Origin of the sequence: Flexivirga endophytica, assembly GCF_014640635.1 — a bacterium.
GTDB lineage: Bacteria > Actinomycetota > Actinomycetes > Actinomycetales > Dermatophilaceae > Flexivirga > Flexivirga endophytica.
In genome coordinates this window covers 462,930-481,020 of sequence record NZ_BMHI01000002.1, presented here as the reverse complement: position 1 = coordinate 481,020, position 18,091 = coordinate 462,930, and the positions used below count along the sequence as shown (strand labels likewise).

General features: G+C 68.1%; 12 protein-coding genes and 1 tRNA gene. 4 read left to right on the top strand and 9 right to left on the bottom strand.

Features of this window, described 5'->3' with window-relative positions:
• Window positions 1-21 precede the first annotated feature (21 nt).
• Entirely contained in the window at window positions 22-726 is a 705-nt protein-coding gene (locus IEX71_RS07240) for a helical backbone metal receptor (protein ID WP_188836295.1), read from the top strand.
• A gap of 63 nt (window positions 727-789) precedes the next feature.
• On the opposite strand, the gene IEX71_RS07235 is transcribed toward IEX71_RS07240, so the two are convergent.
• The gene (locus tag IEX71_RS07235) at window positions 790-1,344 is read right to left on the bottom strand and encodes an Lrp/AsnC family transcriptional regulator (protein ID WP_229749543.1); all 555 of its coding nucleotides are present in this window, start codon (window positions 1,342-1,344) and stop codon (window positions 790-792) included.
• A gap of 38 nt (window positions 1,345-1,382) precedes the next feature.
• On the opposite strand from IEX71_RS07235, the gene IEX71_RS07230 reads away from it, so the two are divergent.
• A complete protein-coding gene (locus IEX71_RS07230) occupies window positions 1,383-2,561 on the top strand; it encodes a trans-sulfuration enzyme family protein (RefSeq protein ID WP_188836294.1) in 1,179 nt (392 codons plus the stop codon).
• Between the two features lie 212 nt (window positions 2,562-2,773).
• Here the strand turns inward: IEX71_RS07230 and icmF are convergent, their stop codons facing one another.
• Window positions 2,774-6,004, bottom strand: a complete 3,231-nt coding sequence (gene icmF / locus IEX71_RS07225; protein ID WP_188836293.1) for a fused isobutyryl-CoA mutase/GTPase IcmF — start codon at window positions 6,002-6,004, stop codon at window positions 2,774-2,776.
• 174 nt (window positions 6,005-6,178) lie between these two features.
• On the bottom strand, window positions 6,179-6,673 hold the full coding sequence (locus tag IEX71_RS07220; protein ID WP_188836292.1) for a winged helix DNA-binding protein: 495 nt from the start codon (window positions 6,671-6,673) through the stop codon (window positions 6,179-6,181).
• Between the two features lie 47 nt (window positions 6,674-6,720).
• On the opposite strand from IEX71_RS07220, the gene IEX71_RS07215 reads away from it, so the two are divergent.
• Window positions 6,721-8,196: an MFS transporter gene (locus tag IEX71_RS07215; RefSeq protein ID WP_188836291.1), complete on the top strand. Its 1,476-nt coding sequence runs from the start codon at window positions 6,721-6,723 to the stop codon at window positions 8,194-8,196.
• A gap of 3 nt (window positions 8,197-8,199) precedes the next feature.
• Here the strand turns inward: IEX71_RS07215 and selB are convergent, their stop codons facing one another.
• The 3 genes from selB to IEX71_RS07200 all read right to left on the bottom strand — a co-directional run bounded on the left by selB (window position 8,200) and on the right by IEX71_RS07200 (window position 11,429).
• On the bottom strand, window positions 8,200-9,999 hold the full coding sequence (gene selB / locus IEX71_RS07210; RefSeq protein ID WP_188836290.1) for a selenocysteine-specific translation elongation factor: 1,800 nt from the start codon (window positions 9,997-9,999) through the stop codon (window positions 8,200-8,202).
• A 1-nt stretch (window position 10,000) separates the two neighbouring features.
• Window positions 10,001-11,302, bottom strand: a complete 1,302-nt coding sequence (gene selA / locus IEX71_RS07205) for an L-seryl-tRNA(Sec) selenium transferase (protein WP_188836289.1) — start codon at window positions 11,300-11,302, stop codon at window positions 10,001-10,003.
• Window positions 11,303-11,333: 31 nt separating this feature from the next.
• Window positions 11,334-11,429, bottom strand: a tRNA-Sec gene (locus tag IEX71_RS07200).
• Between the two features lie 38 nt (window positions 11,430-11,467).
• On the opposite strand from IEX71_RS07200, the gene selD reads away from it, so the two are divergent.
• Window positions 11,468-12,457, top strand: a complete 990-nt coding sequence (gene selD / locus IEX71_RS07195; RefSeq protein ID WP_188836288.1) for a selenide, water dikinase SelD — start codon at window positions 11,468-11,470, stop codon at window positions 12,455-12,457.
• A gap of 221 nt (window positions 12,458-12,678) precedes the next feature.
• Here selD and nrfD read toward each other — a convergent pair whose 3' ends face one another.
• Genes nrfD through fdh form a run of 3 tightly spaced genes read right to left on the bottom strand, consistent with a single transcriptional unit; the run spans window position 12,679 to window position 18,090 of the window.
• Window positions 12,679-13,770: an NrfD/PsrC family molybdoenzyme membrane anchor subunit gene (gene nrfD / locus IEX71_RS07190; protein ID WP_188836287.1), complete on the bottom strand. Its 1,092-nt coding sequence runs from the start codon at window positions 13,768-13,770 to the stop codon at window positions 12,679-12,681.
• On the bottom strand, window positions 13,767-14,828 hold the full coding sequence (locus IEX71_RS07185) for a 4Fe-4S dicluster domain-containing protein (protein ID WP_188836286.1): 1,062 nt from the start codon (window positions 14,826-14,828) through the stop codon (window positions 13,767-13,769). The genes nrfD and IEX71_RS07185 overlap by 4 nt, the downstream gene beginning before the upstream one ends.
• A complete protein-coding gene (gene fdh / locus IEX71_RS07180; protein ID WP_229749541.1) occupies window positions 14,821-18,090 on the bottom strand; it encodes a formate dehydrogenase in 3,270 nt (1,089 codons plus the stop codon). The genes IEX71_RS07185 and fdh overlap by 8 nt, the downstream gene beginning before the upstream one ends.
• Window position 18,091: the final 1 nt, after the last annotated feature.

Below are 18,091 nucleotides of genomic sequence, written 5' to 3'. Positions count from 1 at the left end.
CCGGATGAAAGGATCGTCACAATGTCCGCGCAACGTGTCGTATCCCTGGTGCCATCGATCACCGAGGCGTTGGCCACGTCCCGGCCCGATGCACTCGTCGGCGCGACCGACTGGTGCACGCACCCGGCCGGCCTCGACGTGACACGCGTGCGCGGCACCAAGAACCCCAACCTCGAGGTCATCCGGTCGTTGCAGCCCGACGTCGTCGTGGCCAACAAGGAGGAGAACCGCGAGCTCGACGTCCGGCGACTGCGCGACTCCGGCCTACAGGTGTGGGTCAGCGAGATCGAAACGGTGCCAGCTGCTTTCGCAGCGTATGACGAACTCTTCGACCAGGTTCTGGAGTGGGAACGCCCGGCGTGGCTGGAGGAGGCGCGCCGACTCTGGTCCGGCGACGTGCCACCCGCCCGGGCACGCGTCGCCATCCCGATCTGGCGCGACCCGTGGATGGTCGTGGGGTCACGCACCTTCACCGGAGACCTACTGCGGCGTGTGGGTTTCGACAATGTGTACGCCGACGCCGAAGGTCGCTATCCGAAGGCCGACGTGGCGGCGATCGACAGCAGCGGGGCGGACGTCATACTCCTGCCGGACGAGCCGTACGTCTTCACCGCCGACGACGGCCCGGAGGCGTTCCGCACGCCGACGCGGCTGGTCAGTGGCCGGTTGACCACCTGGTACGGCCCGTCCATGATCGAAGCCCACCACCACTTGCTGGCCGAGTAGGTCACCCATGCGGGTCGAGTGCCGCCGCGGAACAAGGCGGTGTATCGAGATCCCGCAAGCACGTCACCCCGCAAAGATGCCCGCTCCTGGCATCACACTGAACACGAGTTGCGTCTCGGTGTGCCGGACGCCTGGGTGCACATTGATGTGCTCGAGCACCAGGTCCCGCAACTGCTCTGGACTGGTCACCGCGACGTGCAGCAGGTAGTCGTTCTCCCCCGCGACGTGGAACACCGTCAGCACCCCCGGTATGGCGGTGAGCGTGTCGTGGAATCGCAGCACGTGATCCCTGTTGTGGCTGACCAACCGCACCGCGATCACCGCCTGGATCGGACGACCGAGCGCCGCGAGATTCATCTGCGTCGTGAAGCCGGTGATGACGCCGCGGTCCCGCAACAGTTGCATGCGTTTGGCACACGTCGACTCGGCGACCCCGACCCGCTTGGCCAGCGCAGCACCGGTCACCCGGGCATTCGCGGCGAGCTCGGCGAGCAGCGCCAGGTCCACTGCGTCCAGCCCGTTCAGGGACGGAGGATTCTTCGACTCCGCACTCATCGGCGCCCCGCGTTCATCGGACTCTTTCCCACCTTCTTCATTGTGCCGCAGCTTCTTCGCCATACGAGCCGAATCGCACTGGATCCTTCTACCGTGCGCGTATGACGACACCGCCGCTGCAACTGGATTCGATCGCGACGCACGCCGGACGGGAGGGCCTGGCCGAGCAGGGCGTGCACGTCCCGTCGATCGACCTGTCAACCACCAACCCGGTCCCCGACCTGGATGCGAGCGGGCTCTCCTACGAGACGATGGCCGGCGGCGGTCGCCCGGTGCCGGGTGGCGGCAGTGTCTACGCCCGGCTGTGGAATCCGACGGTTGCCCGGTTCGAGGACGGCCTGGCCGCACTGGAAGGCACCGCCGAGGCAGTCGCGTTCTCTTCCGGTATGGCGGCGATGACGGCCGTCATACTCGCGGCCAAGAGCGAACACAGCGGCCGGCATGTCGTCGCCGTACGTCCCCTTTATGGCGGCACGGATCACCTGCTCGGTTCGCCGTTGCTGGACGTCGAGACGACCTATTGCGCACCGTCGGAGGTCGCGGACGCGGTGCGGCCGGACACCTGCCTGGTTGTGGTGGAGACACCGGCCAACCCGACCCTGGAGCTCGTCGACATCGCGGCCATCACGGCGGCAGCCGGTTCGGCGCCGGTCGTGGTGGACAACACCTTCGCCACCCCGGTGCTGCAGAACCCTGCTCGGTTCGGCGCGGCGCTGGTGCTGCACAGTGCGACGAAATTCATTGGTGGCCATGGCGATGCGATCGCCGGAGTCGTGGCGACCAGCACGCCGTGGGCGGAGGCGCTGCGACGCGTGCGCGCCATCACCGGCAGCCTGTTGCACCCGATGGGCGGCTATCTGCTGCACCGTGGCCTGGCCACGCTGCCGCTGCGGGTGCGCGCCGGCCAGGCCTCCGCAGACAAGCTGGTCGGCTGGGCGAGCGACCACCCCGCGATCTCGCAGGTGCTCTACCCGGGCCTGCCCGAATGCGACCCAGCCGGTCTCGTCGGACGCCAGATGCGTGGCCCCGGAGCGATGTTCGCGCTGCGGCTCACTGGTGGGTATGCCGCCGCCGCGCACCTCGTGAGCTCGGTCCGACTCTTCGAGCACGCAGTCTCGCTCGGCGGCGTGACATCGCTGATCTCGCATCCGGCGTCGCTCACCCACCGGCCGGTGCCGGCCGACGCCCGCCCGGACGCCGGCGTCGTACGCCTCTCGATCGGCCTGGAGGACGTCGAGGACCTGCGGGCCGACCTCGAGCAGGCCCTGCGCGCCCGCTGACCCCCGCGACTCCTTCCGCCGACCCCCGCCGAGAGGACAGGCGACGCATCGAGAGGACAGGCGATTCCGGCGCTTCTTGCCCGAATCGCCTGTCCTCTCGATCCACGGGTGTCCTGTCGGCGAGGAAGTGGCGGGTGTTCTGTCGGCGAGGAAGTGGCGGGTGTCCTGTCGGCGAGGAAGTGGCGGGTGTCGGACGTTCCGGGGGGCGGGCCTCAGACGTTGCGGCGGTACTGCCCGCCGACCTCGAAGAACGCCTCGGTGACCTGACCGAGCGAGCAGACGCGGGCTGCGTCCATCAGCACCGCGAAGACGTTGTCGCCGTTGGTCGCCGCCGCACGCAGGCGCGTCAACGCCTCCTGCGCCTCGTCACGGTGCTCCTGCTGGAACGCGCCGACACGAGTCAGCTGCGACTCCTTCTCGTGCTCCGACGCGCGGGCGAGCTCGACCTTCTGCGGCACCTCGCCCTCATGCGGGTTGCGGAAGGTGTTGACGCCGACGATCGGCAGCGAGCCGTCGTGCTTGCGGTGCTCGTAGAGCATCGACTCGTCCTGGATCTTGCCCCGCTGGTAGCCGGTCTCCATCGCACCGAGGACACCACCACGCTCGGCGATGCGGTCGAACTCCAGCAGCACTGCCTCTTCCACCAGGTCGGTCAACTCGTCGATGACGAACGAGCCCTGCAGCGGGTTCTCGTTCATCGCCAGGCCCCACTCCCGGTTGATGATCAGCTGTATGGCGAGCGCCCTGCGCACCGACTCCTCCGACGGGGTCGTGACAGCTTCGTCAAAAGCGTTGGTGTGCAGCGAATTCGCGTTGTCATAGATCGCGATCAGCGCCTGCAGCGTGGTGCGTATGTCGTTGAAGTTCATCTCCTGCGCATGCAGCGACCGCCCGGAAGTCTGCACGTGGTACTTCAACTTCTGGCTGCGCGGGTTGGCACCGTACTTGTCCCGCATCGCGACCGCCCAGATGCGCCGGGCGACGCGACCGATGACGGAATACTCCGGGTCCATACCGTTGGAGAAGAAGAACGACAGGTTCGGCGCGAAGTCGTCGATGTCCATGCCACGCGCGAGGTAGGCCTCGACGTAGGTGAAGCCGTTGGCCAGGGTGAAGGCCAGCTGGCTCAGCGGGTTCGCTCCGGCCTCGGCGATGTGATAGCCGCTGATCGACACCGAGTAGAAATTGCGAACCTCGTTGGCGATGAACCATTCCTGGATGTCGGCCATCATCCGCAACGAGAACTCGGTGGAGAACAGGCAGGTGTTCTGACCCTGGTCCTCCTTGAGGATGTCGGCCTGCACCGTGCCGCGGACCGTCGCCAGTGCCCGGGCTCGGACCTGTTGTGCTTCCTCGACATTCGGCTGCCGATCCTGCTCCTCGGCGAACTTCGCCAACTCTTGGTCGATGACCGTGTTGAGGAAGAACGCCAGGATGGTCGGCGCCGGACCGTTGATCGTCATCGACACGCTGGTCGACGGCGACGTCAGGTCGAAGCCGTCATACAGGACCTTCATGTCATCCAACGTGGCGACGGAAACGCCTGAGGTGCCGACCTTCCCGTAGATGTCGGGGCGCAGGTCGGGGTCGCGACCGTAGAGCGTGACCGAGTCGAACGCCGTCGACAGTCGCGTCGCCGGCTGGCCCTCGGACAGCAGCTTGAAGCGGCGATTGGTGCGGAACGGATCGCCCTCACCGGCGAACATCCGCGCTGGGTCCTCATTGTCCCGCTTGAACGGGAAAACGCCTGCAGTGTAAGGGAAATAGCCCGGCAGGTTCTCCCGTCGCAGGAAGGAGAGCAGCTCACCGTGATCCTGGTAGCGCGGCAGCGAGACGCGACGGATCTTGTTGCCGGACAACGACTCCCGTGCGAGCGTCGTGTGGATCTCCTTGTCGCGGATCGTCACGACCTGCTCGTCGCCGCTGTAGGACTCGACAACCTTCGGCCAGTCGGTCAGCAGCCGGGCGACCGAGCCGGGGAGCGCCTCACCGGCCTCGTCGATCAGGGCGTTCAACGCCTCGGGGGCCTTGTCCGCCAACGCATCCCGCGCAGTCGTCAGGTGCTGCACACGACGGGCCGCGTCGACATACTGCTCGGTGTCGGCGTGGTAGCCGCGCACCGTCTCGCTGATCTCCGCCAGATAGCGCACACGCTGCGGCGGCACGACCTGTCGCAGCACGGACGAGTGCCGGACCGACACCGGCTCGAGGGCACCCTGCGCCAGTTCGAGGCCCTTGGCGCCGAGCTCGGTGATCAGCTCCTGGTAGAGCGCGGTGACACCGTCGTCGTTGAAGGTCGCGGCCGACGTGCCGAAGACCGGCATGTCCTCGGGCTTCTGGCCGAACGCCTCGCGGTTGCGCACCATCTGCCGGCCGACGTCGCGCAACGCGTCCATCGCGCCACGGCGCTCGAACTTGTTGATCGCGACGACGTCGGCGAAGTCGAGCATGTCGATCTTCTCGAGCTGGCTCTGCGCACCGAACTCGGGTGTCATGACGTAGAGGTTGACGTCGGCGAAGTCGATGATCGCCGCGTCGCCCTGGCCGATGCCCGGGGTCTCGACGATGATCAGGTCGTATGCCGCTGCGCGCAGCACCGTGAGGACCTCGGCGAGCTCCTCGGGCACTTCGCGACCACCGCGTGTGGCGAGCGAACGGAAGAAGATGCGTTCGCCATCAAGGGAATTCATCCGGATGCGGTCGCCGAGCAGCGCACCGCCGCCACGCCGACGCGTCGGGTCGATCGCCACGCACGCGACGCGGAGCTTGTCCTGCTGATCCATCCGGAAGCGGCGCACCAGCTCGTCCGTCAGGCTGGACTTGCCGGACCCGCCGGTGCCGGTGATGCCCAGCACGGGCGTATGGCGGTCGTCGGCCGCGGAGCGCAGGTCGTCCAACAGCACGCTGTCGAGCGCACCCTGCTCGGCGCCGCTGATGGTGCGCGCCACGGCTGCGCGGTCACCGGAGATGACGGCGTGTGCGTCCGGGCGGGACACGTCATACACATTGAAGTCGCAGTCCTTGATGACCTGGTTGATCATCCCGACCAGACCGAGCCGCTGGCCGTCCTGCGGGCTGAAGATCGTGACGCCGGACGTGCGCAGTCGGTCGATCTCCTCGGGCACGATGACACCGCCGCCGCCGCCGACGACCTTGATGTGGTCGGCGCCGGCATCGCGGAGCAACTGGGTGAGGTATTCGAAGTATTCGACGTGCCCGCCCTGGTAGGAGCTGACCGCGATGCCCTGCGCGTCCTCCTCGATCGCCGCGTCGACGACCTCTTGGACGCTGCGGTTGTGGCCGAGGTGAACGACTTCCGCGCCCTGGCTCTGCATGATCCGCCGCATGATGTTGATCGATGCGTCGTGCCCGTCGAACAGGCTGGACGCAGTGACGATGCGGACCGGGTTCTCCGGAACATGCAGCGCGGGTGCCTCGGACATGGTGTCTCCACTCATCGAGACTCGATCCGGGGTGGTGTTGCGACTCGCGAGCTCGTGCCACCCACCTCGGTTCGAGTCTCCTGTGCTTGTTTGAGAATCGGGCTCGCCATACTCACCACCAATACTAGGACGTCCAAGTATCTGCGTCGAATCGTTCCCTTGTGAGGCAGAGAGTCAGTGGTCGCGGGCGTGTGGCATGGCCGCGCGGTAAGCCTCGACGAACGTCGCCAGCGACACCAGGAACTGCTCGGCCTCGTCGCCCAGCGCCTGCAACGCTGTGCCCATGAGCCCCATCAACGCTTCGACGTCGGACTCATAGCGCCGGCGGCCCTGCGAGGTCGCGCTCAGCACCGCGGCCCCGGACTCAGCGGCGTCCCGCCGTAGGTGCCCCGCCCGCAATGCCGCGTTGACCTGCCGGTTGACCGTCGACTGCTCCAGGCTCAACTCGGTCGAGATGTCCCGCTGGGTGCGCGGCCGACCGTCGGACAGCAACCACAACAACCGCAGGTCGGCGGCAGCCAAGCTGGTCTGCGCCTCCATCACCCGGCGGTCGACGTCGAAGGAGTGCAGGATCGCGGCCGCCCGGCGTTCGGGCGCCAGGGTGTGGTCGCGAGCGAGTGATCGCAGCTCAGTCGTGACGCCGCGCTCACTGGCCACCGAATCCGTCATACCGGCATTTTGACAGATGCACATGCATGCATGCACCATACATATTGATGAAGACCACGAACCCCTCGAAGACACCGGCTGACGCACCAGCCCCCACGGCGGTCAAGCCACAACTGATCATCGCCGTGCTCTGCTTCGGCGCGCTGTCCGCGGCGCTCATGCAGACCCTCGTGCTGCCGATCCAGATCGAGCTCCCCCGGCTGCTGCACGCCGCTGCGAGCGACACCTCATGGGTCGTCACCGCCACGCTGCTCGGCGGCGGCGTCGCCATGCCCGTTGCCGGACGGCTCGGCGACATCATCGGCAAACAGCGCGTGCTCGTCGGGTCGTCGGTCATCCTGGTGATCGGCTCGATCGTGTGCGCGCTGTCGACCAGCGTGTGGCCGATGATCGGCGGCCGCTTCCTGCAAGGCATCGCGATGGGATTCATCCCGGTCGCGATCAGCATGGTCCGCGAGGTGGTGCCGGCGCACATGGCGTCGACCGCGATCGCGACGTTGAGCGCCACCATGGGCGTCGGCGGCGCGATCGGCCTGCCGCTGGCCGCCTGGATCGCGCAGGACTACAACTGGCACGCGCTCTTCTGGGTGTCCGCCGGACTCGCGGCACTCATGGTCGTCGCCACGACCTTCCTCGTCCCGAACGTCTCGGACGGCCACCCGGCCTCCATCGACGTCGTCGGCGCGATCAGCCTGGCGATCGGGCTCATCGCGACGCTCGTCGGCATCTCCAAGGGCAACGAGTGGGGCTGGGCCTCGACGAACACCCTGCTCTGCGTGGTCGGCGGTCTCCTCGTGCTCGTGCTCTTCGGCCGTTACGAACTGCGCCAGCAGGACCCACTGGTCGACCTGCGCACCACCGCACGCCGCCCGGTGCTCCTGACCAACATCGCCGCCATGCTCATCGGGTTCGGGATGATGGCCCAGTCCATCGTGGTGCCGCAGCTGCTCGAGATGCCGAAGGCGACCGGCTACGGCCTCGGCCAATCGATCCTGGAGGCCGGCCTCTGGATGGCTCCCGGCGGGCTGATGATGATGTTCCTCGCCCCGGTGTCGAGCAAGTTGATGACGACGGTCGGCGCGCGAATCACCCTGGCGATCGGCGCAGGTGTGATCGGCGCCGGTTACCTGGTCGCGCTGTTCATGATGAGCGCGCCGTGGCAGTTGCTCGTGGCGAGCTGCATCAGCATGGCCGGCGTCGGCATCGGGTATGCCGCCATGCCGACCCTCATCCTGGAGAACGTGCCGCCGGCCGAGGCCGGTTCCGGTGTCGGCATCAACACGGTGATGCGGTCCATCGGCACCACCGTTGCCGGTGCGGTGATGGCCAGCCTGCTGACAAGCCGGACCATCACCCTGAAGCCGGGCACACCCGCCATACCGTCCTCGGATGCGTTCAAGCTGTGCTTCCTCGTCGGTGCCGTCGCGGCGCTGGTCGGTGGGGCCATCGCGCTGACCATCTCGGGGCGTCGGCCCAAGCGTGCTGAGCCCGCGCGCGACGACCTCGCCCTCGCGGAGGCCTGAGCCTCATCCGTCAGGGCCGGCCCGCACCACGGTGCGGTGTCCGGCGTCGATGCGTCTGGTCCAGCCGCGCGCGTCCAAGTGCTCCAGCAGCGGTATGGCGACTCGGCGCGTCGTGCCGAGCGCCTTCCGTGCCGAACTGGTGGTAAAAACCTCTGGCAACTTGGCCAATTCGCGCATCGCCAGCGCAGGCGCACTTGGCAGCAGCACGACGCCGTCCGGCAACCGAATCAGTCGTCCGACCCGTTCGGCCGCTGCCAGCTCCTGCTTCCCGAGGCCGAGCGCGGACAGCTCGTCCGCTTCCGGTGCGGCGAAGGGCGACTCGCGCAGCCGGTGTTCCACAGTCGCGATCGCGTCCTCCGCCGGGCCGAGCTGTGTGTCGGTCGCCGCGGAACGTATGGCGCCCCCCTGCTGAGTCATGCCGACAGCGGCTGCCACGATCTTCAACAGGCTCGGATCCGGCAGGTCGAGGGCATCAACCGCAGCTCCCCGAGAAAGCCCTGCGGACAACGGGTTTCGCTCTTGGTCCGCTGCCACGGCGGTGCGGAGTGTGTCCTTCCAGCGTTGCAACGCAGCATTGTCGATCCACCACGACCCATGCACGACCACGCCGTCGGGAGCAGTCGCTGGCAGCGAGATCCCCAACCGGGCGAGACGCTCGGCACGGACCGCACCCCGGCGGGCGACCTCCACCTGCACGTCGCCTGTCGCGGGCAGGATGGCCAACTGCTGCGCGCGCCGGGTCCCCGCACCTCGTCGTCGCAGCTCCGGCGGATCGACGTCCAGCACAGAGACACCGGCGACTGACCGGGATCCGTTGTCCCGCACAATTATTCGATCGCCGAGTGCGACCGGGATGTCACGTGCGAGCGTCAGCCGGGCCGTCGCGTCGTCGAACGGCCGAAGTCGTGCGGATGCCGTCAGGGTGCCGACGTGGACGGTGATGTGTTCCGGCAGCGCGGACAACTCCGGCCCACTCTCCCGGCGGACGTCGAGCACCCGCGTGACCTGCCACCGGCCCGGCGTCATCAGCGCATCACCCCGATGGATCGCCACGGCGTCGATGCCGCGCAGATTCACCGCGACCCGACTGATCGAACCGACCTCGTCCGCGGTCTCCCCATGTTGCTGGAGACCACGCACGGCGACGGTGACCTCACCGCGAGCACCGAGCATCGTCAGCTGATCACCGGTGCTCAGCGTCCCTGCAGGCAATGTCCCGGTGACGACGGTGCCGGCACCCTTGACGGAGAACGCCCGGTCGATCCAGAACCGGATCCGGCTCTCCTGCATAGGTTTCGGACTCTCGGCAAGGACCTTGTCAAGCGCGCTGACGAGTGCGTCCATCCCGAGGCCCGTCTCCGCCGACACCGGGATGACAGGTGCATCGCGCAATCCGGTGTCTGCGAGCTCGCGACGGATCCCGTCCGTCACGCCGCCGACGCGCTCCGGCGCCAGGTCGACGCGACTGATCACCACGACGCCTCGCTCGATCCCGAGCGCTCGTACGGCATCCCGGTGCTCTGCCGACTGCGCCCGCCAACCCTCGTCCGCAGCGACGACGAAACAGACCATCGGCGCGGGGCCGAGCCCTGCGAGCATGTTGCCCAGGAAACGTTCATGACCGGGCACGTCCACGAATGCGACGTCTGCGCCGGACGGGGTTGTCATCCAAGCGAATCCGAGATCGATCGTCAGACCGCGCCGCTTCTCCTCGTCCCAGCGGTCGGGGTCGATCCCGGTCAGTCCGCGAACCAGCGTGCTCTTGCCGTGGTCGACGTGGCCGGCGGTGGCGACGACATACATGTCAGTGCGCCAGTGCGGCCTGCACGGCTGCAGTGAGGGGCCCGTCCTCGGACTCGGGTACGCACCGCGGGTCGACCAAGCAGGCCCCGCCATGGACGCGGGGAAGCACCGCAGGATCACCGAGTCGCAGTGCCGCCGCGGTGTTTTCGGGCAGCGAGACGGCCCACCCCGGCAGAGGGACACCGGGGGCGCCGCCACCTCCGACGCGGCCGTCGTGGGGCACGACCTCTCCCCCGACCGCGGCGGCGAGCGCGTCGGCCCGCGCGCGCAAGCGGTCGGGATCCGCGTGCAGCGCCGTTGCGGTCGGTGTCGCCGGGCCGGTCAAGGTGGCCTCCAGCGCGGCGAGGGCGACCTTGTCCGCACGGACCGCCCGGGCGAGCGGGTGTGTCGCCATACGGTCGACGATCGCCTTGCGCCCCAAGGCGATTCCCGCTTGCGGCCCGCCGAGGAGCTTGTCGCCACTCGCGGTGACGACGTCCGCTCCCGCGCCCAGCGCGGAGGTTGCGTCCGGCTCGTCGGGCAGCAGTGGGTCCGGCGCGAGCAGGCCGCTGCCGAGGTCGACGATCAACGGCACCTCGTGTTGCGTTGCCAGATCATGCAATTCATCGATGGCGGCCGCCGATGTGAAGCCGTCGACCCGGAAGTTGCTCGGATGCACCTTGAGGATCGCGCCGGTGTCCGGCCCGATCGCCGACGCGTAGTCCTTCAGGTGGGTGCGGTTGGTGGTGCCGACCTCACGCAGTCGGGCTCCGGTCGAGGCGATCAGGTCCGGGAGTCGGAAGCCGGCGCCGATCTCGATGAGTTCGCCTCTGCTGACGATGATTTCACGTCCCTGTGCCAGTGCGGTGGTGGCGAGGACGAGCGCAGCGGCGCCGTTGTTGACGACCAGCGCCTCCTCGGCGTCCGGGCATCCGGCGAGCAGCGCGGCGCGTGCCGCGACGCCGCGCTTCGACCGCGTGCCTGTCGCGAGGTCGAGCTCGACGTCGACATACCCGGCGGCCGCCTGGACGGCGTCGACCGCTGCCGCTGACAGCGGTGCCCGCCCGAGGTTGGTGTGTATGACGACCCCGGTCGCGTTGATGACGGGTCGCAGCCGGGTGGCCCGGCCGGCCTGCAGTGACTGGGCCAGTACGTCGGGCACCTGCTCCGGCTCGATCTCACCGTGGCGTGCCCGCTCCTGCGCGGCGATCACCAGACGGCGGACGGTGTCCGCTCCCAGCCGAGCGGACGCGTCGACGACCGCAGGCGAGGCGAGCAGGGTGTCGGTGCGCGGGATGCGGCTGCGCGGGTCCTGCGAGGACATCGGCACCTCCGTGGAGCAGGGGATATAGCTGTGGCGGAGACGGACGGGAATCGAACCCGCCAGACCGAGATGCTCGGCCTCACCGGTTTTGAAGACCGGGGGGCCCACCAGGAACCCTGACGCCTCCACGCGCCAACTTACCCGGGCCGTCGTAGGGTCGAAGACATGACCGCCATGGAGCAGCTCCGACTCACCGGCTACGCACACGGCGGCGGGTGCGCCTGCAAGATCCCCGCCGGCGAGCTCGAGGACGCGGTGCGTGGCCTCACCGGCCAGGCCGGACCGGACGTCCTCGTGGGCGTCGACGACGGCGACGACGCCGCAGCAGTGCGCGTGCGCGACGACCTCGCGATCCTGTCCACTGCCGACTTCTTCACACCGGTCGTCGACGACGCATACGACTGGGGCCGCATCGCCGCGGCGAACGCGCTGTCCGACATCTACGCGATGGGTGGTCGCCCGGTCGTCGCGATCAACCTGGTCGGCTGGCCGCGCGAGGTGCTGCCGATGGAGCTGATGACGGAGGTCCTGCGCGGCGGTCTCGACGTCGGCAAGCAAGCCGAGTGTCCCGTCATCGGCGGACACACGATCGACGACCCGGAGCCCAAATACGGTATGGCGGTCACCGGCGTCGCGCATCCGGACCGCTTGCTGCGCAACGACGCCGGTGTCGCCGGTATGCCGCTGACCCTCACCAAGCCGATCGGAGTCGGGCTCCTCAACAACCGGCACAAGCAGACCGGCGAAGTGTTCGAGGCCGCGATCGCATCGATGACCGCTCTCAACGACACGGCTGCGGCGGCGACCCTCTCCGCCGGGGCGACCACGGCGACGGACGTCACCGGGTTCGGGTTGCTGGGACATCTGCACAAGCTGTGTCGCGCGTCCGGGATCGGTGCTGTGCTCGACCGGTCCGCGGTGCCGGCCGTCGACGGGGCGCTCGACGCGCTGGCAGGTGGTTACGTCTCGGGCGGGTCCCGCCGGAACTTGGACTGGGTGCGTCCGCACCTGCGCACCGGGTCCTCGATCACCGAGGACGACCTGCTCTTCCTCGCCGACGCCCAGACGTCGGGCGGGTTGCTCGTCGTCGGCGAGGTCCCCGGCTATCCGGTCATCGGCCACACCGTCGCCGGCTCCGGCATCCAAGTCCGCTGAGCCTCCCCGGCCTGCCGACCAGACTCCTCCTCGACCTCCTCGACCTCCTCGACCTCCTCGACCTCCTCGACCTCCTCGACCTCCTCGAGAGAACCCTCCTTGCCGAGAGGACACCCGTTCACCGAGAGGACACCCGTTTGATGCCCTCACATGGCGAAATCCGCTGTCCTCTCGATCATTGCCTGTCCTGTCGGCATGAAGAAGGCGGGCGGGCGAACGACTTACCCAGCGGTGGTGATGGAGTCGTCGGTGATGCCGGCGGCGCGGCGCTTCGCGAGCCGATTGCGTTGCGGGACAACGGTGTAACGTGGATCTTTGGCCGACTCGATGCCTGCCTCGAGTATGCCGAACCGCGTGCACGCCGAGGCGCCCAGCAGCGCGACGCCGGAAGCAGCTGCCAACGCACGGTTTCCGCCCAGCAGCAGCGCACCGAGACCACCCGCGGCAGCGAGGCGCTCACTCCAGCGCAGCAGTCGCCCCGGCCGTCCCTGGTGCAGTGGCTCCGCCGCGACCGGATCCATCCGGCTCTCCATGTATCGGGTCGCTGCCAGGTCACCCACGACACCCATCACGGCGAGCGCGCGCGCCGGGCCGGTCTCGCGTGTCGGCGTGGTCACCATCGCCAGACCACCCGCAGCAAGACTGGCCGAACTCGCGAAGACCACGGGCAGGTCGCGGTGTGCGGCGTTCCAGGTCGGGTTCGCCGTGTCCGAGAGCAGCACCGCGGTGTAGACCGCCAGCGGAGCAGCGAAGACTGCCGCGACGCCACCTGCCACCGGCTCGACCTTGGCGAGGGCGCGGCGCATCGGCCCGAGCGGAAGCCGGCTTCCGGTCAGCCGGTCGACGTCGGCCATCGCGGCAACCCCCATGCCACCGCTGTATGCGGTGAGGATCCACGACCCCAGGCTCATCGGTGAGGTGAGCTTGATCGTGCGCAGCATGTTGTAGAAGCGGTCGGGCCTGCCGAGGTCCTTGACCAGGGCAGCGCCGCCGACACTCACCGCCACCATGGCACCGAGGCGGGCGTTGCGGCACAACAACTTTCGGCCGGTCAGCTGTGCACCGTAGGCGAGCAGGCCGGATCCACCTGCAACGCCACCGAGAAAGAGGTAGGCGGCGATCTCCGGCCCCCAGGGTGGCGGCTTGACGATGGCCCGGCCGTAGTAGGAGGTGAACTCCACGTCCGGCACCATCAGCATCTCTGCCGAGCCGTCGGTGCGTCCGGGGCGCCTCTTGCGTCGCAGCTTGCCGAACCGTCGTCCCCGGCGCTCGGGCTCCGGCGGGCGGAATTGATCGAAGTCCGAAACCGTCACCGGCCGCCTCCGAGGAAGGCGACGGCCGCGCCGGCGAGCATCCCTGCTGCGGCGAGACCCGCGCGGCGGAACATCACCGGGAGATCTGCAGTGGGCACCCGTGGGTCCGGAGGGAGGCCGTAGGTCTCGGGCTCGTCCAGCAACAGGAACATCGCACCTGTCCCACCGACCCCGTCGAGCTCGTTGGCGCCATACAGGCGGGCTTCGGTGAGTCCCTCCTCGTGCAACTGATGGACCCGATCACGCGCAGTCTCAACGAGATCCGGATGATCGCCGAATTTGATCGAGGTCGTCGGGCACGTCTTGGCACAGGCCGGTGTCTCGCCGTCGACCAGCCGGTCGTAGCAGAGGGTGCACTTCTGCGCGACGCCGCGCTTGGGCACGTCGGGCTGCTCACCCTTCTTCTCCCCACTGCGCGTCGTGGGTGCAGCGGTGCCGTCGCTACGCCGCTCGATCACTCCGAACGGGCATCCCGCCACGCAGGTGCCGCAGCCGTTGCAGACGTCGTCCTGCACGACCACCGAGCCGAACTCCGTGCGGAAGAGCGCGCCGGTCGGGCACACGTCCAAGCAGCCGGCGTGCGTGCAGTGCTTGCAGACGTCGGACGCCATCAGCCAGCGGAACTCGGGAGTGTCCGGGGGCGTGACGTCCTGGTCTCGATACGCGGCTCGTCCCTCACCGCTACTCGACCCGCTTGGACGGACGGCCGGCATGCCGAGGTCGACCAGCTTGCGGCCGGATTCGCGTGCCTGCTCGATGCGTTCGCGGTCCTGCTCGATGAAGGCGACATGTCGCCAGGTGCTCGCGCCGAGCGACTGGGTGTTGTCGTAGGACCAGCCGGTCAGCTCGAGATCACCGTCCCGAGGGTTGTGGTTCCATTCCTTGCACGCGACCTCGCACGCCTTGCAGCCGATGCAGATCGAGGTGTCGGTGAAGAAGCCCTTGCGCACCTGCCCACTCGGCCAGTGCGCATCGGCCGCAGGGTCGGTCGGTCCGGAGAACTGGTGTGAGGCCCCTCGCGCATAGTTCGTCACGGACTGGGCAGCTTGGCTACTCATCGTCGACATCCTCCTCGCGCACGTCGGTGACCCGCTGGTTGTCAGTGTGCACCGTCACCCCCGCACGTTCGTTGTATGACGCCAACAGCGCGTCAGCGGCTCGACCTCTCGGGCGGCGACCGGCAATCACATCACAGGACGCGACCTTCGACTCCTGGATCTGCACGTTCGGATCCAGCGTCACACCGATCAGATCGTTCGCCGAATCACCAGTGACCAGAGCGTGGTTGCCCACACCCCAGTGGTAGGGAAGCCCGACCTGGTGCACTATCCGGCCGCCGACGGTCAGCGGCTTCATCCGCTCGGTGACGAGGACACGAGCCTCGATGACGGCCCGTGGCGACACGATCGTGGCCCAACCCTCGTTGACCAGACCACGCTCCGCAGCCAGTTGCGGCGACACCTCGCAGAACATCTCCGGCTGCAACTCGGAAAGGTAGGGCAGCCAGCGGCTCATACCTCCGGCCGTGTGGTGCTCGGTGAGCCGGTAGGTGGTGAAGACGAAGGGGTAGATCCCCGCTCCCGGCGTGCCGGCACTGGGCGCGGACAGATTGTCCTGCCGCGGATAGATCAACCGGGCGGGACTCTGCTGCTGCGGGTAGAGCCCGTTGCGCACCGGTGACTCCTGCGCCTCGTAGTGCGTGGGCAGGGGGCCGTCGACCAGACCCTTCGGTGCGAAGAGCCAGCCCTTGCCGTCGGACTGCATGATGAACGGGTCGTCCCCGGCCAGCGCGGCCGGCCCACCGACAGCCGGGTCGGGGCGACTGTGCGGGGCGCGATCGACCGGGAAGTCCGGCACGTCGTCGCCGACCCACTTCTGCTCGCTCTCGTCCCACCACACGTACTTCTTGCGATCGCTCCACGGCTTGCCGTCGGGGTCCGCGGACGCGCGGTTGTAGAGGATCCGCCGGTCTGACGGCCATGCCCAGCCCCACTGCGACTGGCTCACGCCCGGGCCGCCGTGCGGAGTACGCCGCGCGGCCTTGTTCTGGTCGTCCGCGAACACTCCGGTGTAGATCCAGCATCCGGATGAGGTGGACCCGTCGGCCGCGAGTTCGGTGTAGCTGGAGAGCAATTCGCGTTCACCGGTGTCCGTGGTGCGGTATCCGTTGATCTCGCGCAGCACCGACTCCGGGTCCGGGTTGCCCTCGTCGTCGACCGGGTAGTCCCACGTCATGTCGAGCAGCGGGCGGTCCCGCTCATCGTCGGACGCGGCGACGAGCCCCCGGATGCGACGGCCGAGTTCGAAGAAGAAGTCCATCTCGCTCTGGCACTGACCTGGCGGCTGCACCGCCTGGTGTCGCCACTGCAGCATCCGCTGTGTCTGGGTGAACGAGCCGGCCTTCTCGACGTGGGTCGCGGCCGGCATGAAGAAGACCTCGGTCTCGATGTCCTCGGTGCGCACTTCGCCCGACTCCACCTCCGGTGAGTCTTTCCACCAGGTGGCACTCTCGATCAGGCTGAGGTCACGCACCACCATCCACTTCAGGTGCCGCATCCCTTCGCGCTGCAGCTTGCCGTTGGCCGATCCGACCGCGGGGTTCTGGCCGAGCACGAAGTATCCCTCGACCTCGTCCGCCAGCATGCTCATGGCCGTTTCGTAGGTGCCGTGGGCGCCCGTCATACGGGGCAATCTGTCGAAGTACCAGTCATTCTCAGCGGTGGCGGCATCCCCGAAATAGGCCTTCATCAGGCTCACGAAGTAGGAGTCGGAGTTGGCCCAGAAGCCCTTCTGCTGCTTGGTGCCCACCGATGCGAGGTAGTCCTGCAGGTTGTCGTGGTTGCCGGCCATCGGCATCGGCAGATAGCCCGGCAGCAGGTTGAAAAGCGTTGGTATGTCCGTGGATCCCTGAATGCTGGCATGTCCGCGCAGTGCCATGATGCCGCCGCCCGGCCGACCCACGTTGCCCAGCAACAACTGCAGCACCGCAGCGGTGCGGATGAACTGCGCACCCAGCGTGTGCTGTGTCCAGCCCGTCGCATAGGCGAAGCAGGTCGTGCGCTCCCGACCGGAGTTCTCGGTCACCGCGCGCGCCAGGTAGTCGAAGTCGGCGGGCGAGATGCCGCACACCTCCTGCACCATCTCCGGCGTGTAACGCGAGTAGTGCCGCTTCAGGATCTGGAAGACGGTCCGCGGGTGCTGCAGGGTCTCGTCCCGCTCCACCTCCGCGTGCTGCAGCGGCGGACCACCGCTGCCCAGCGCGTCGCCCGGTGCGCCGCCCTGATGCGGCTGGTGCTCGTCCGGATGAGCGTGGGCGTAGGCCCATGACGACGAGTCGTATGTGCCTGTCTCCGGGTCGAATCCAGAGAAGAGCCCGCCGAGGTCCTCGGTGTCCTGAAAGTCCTCACCGACCAGCGTCGCGGCGTTCGTGTAGGCCACGACGTAGTCCTTGAACCACAGCTCGTTGCTGAGGACATGGTTGATCAGTGCGCCGAGCAGCGCCACGTCCGAACCGGCCCGGATCGCGACGTGCTTGTCAGCGACCGCAGATGTCCGGGTGAACCGTGGGTCGACGTGAATCACCTTGGCACCGCGTGCTTTTGCCTCAGCAACCCACTGGAAGCCGACCGGGTGCGCCTCGGCCATGTTGCCGCCCTGCAGGACGATGCAGTCCGCGTTGGCCATGTCTTGGAGCGTTTGGGTGGCGCCGCCGCGCCCGAAGGAGGATCCCAGACTGGGAACCGTGGCGGAGTGTCAAATACGTGCCTGGTTCTCGATCTGTATGGCGCCCGCCGCCGTGAAGAGCTTCTTGATCAGGTAGTTCTCTTCGTTGTCCAGGGTCGCGCCGCCCAGGGACGCGATGCCCATGGTGCGCCGTAGGATCCGACCTTCGTCGTCGGTCTCCTGCCAGGTGTTGCGGCGGCTGCGGACGAAGCGCTCGGCGATCATGTCGATCGCGGTGTCCCGATCCAGCTTCTGCCACTCGGTCGCGCGCGGCGCCCGGTAGAGCACGTCGTACTGCCGTCCGGGAGCGTTGACGAGTTGCTCACTGGCAGCGCCCTTGGGACACAACCGGCCGCGAGACACCGGCGAGTCCGGGTCGCCCTCGATCTGGACGACCTTCTCGTCCTTGACGTAGACCCGCTGTCCGCAGCCGACCGCGCAGTAGGGGCAGATGCTCTGGACGACACGATCCGCGGTGGCGTTGCGCGACTGCGTGGCGCGGGTCTTCGCCGACGCCACGGCGGGGCCGCGCCCGAGGTGGTCCCCGGAGCGCAACTGCCGGAAGACCGGCCACTCCAACGCGCTGAATCGACCCACG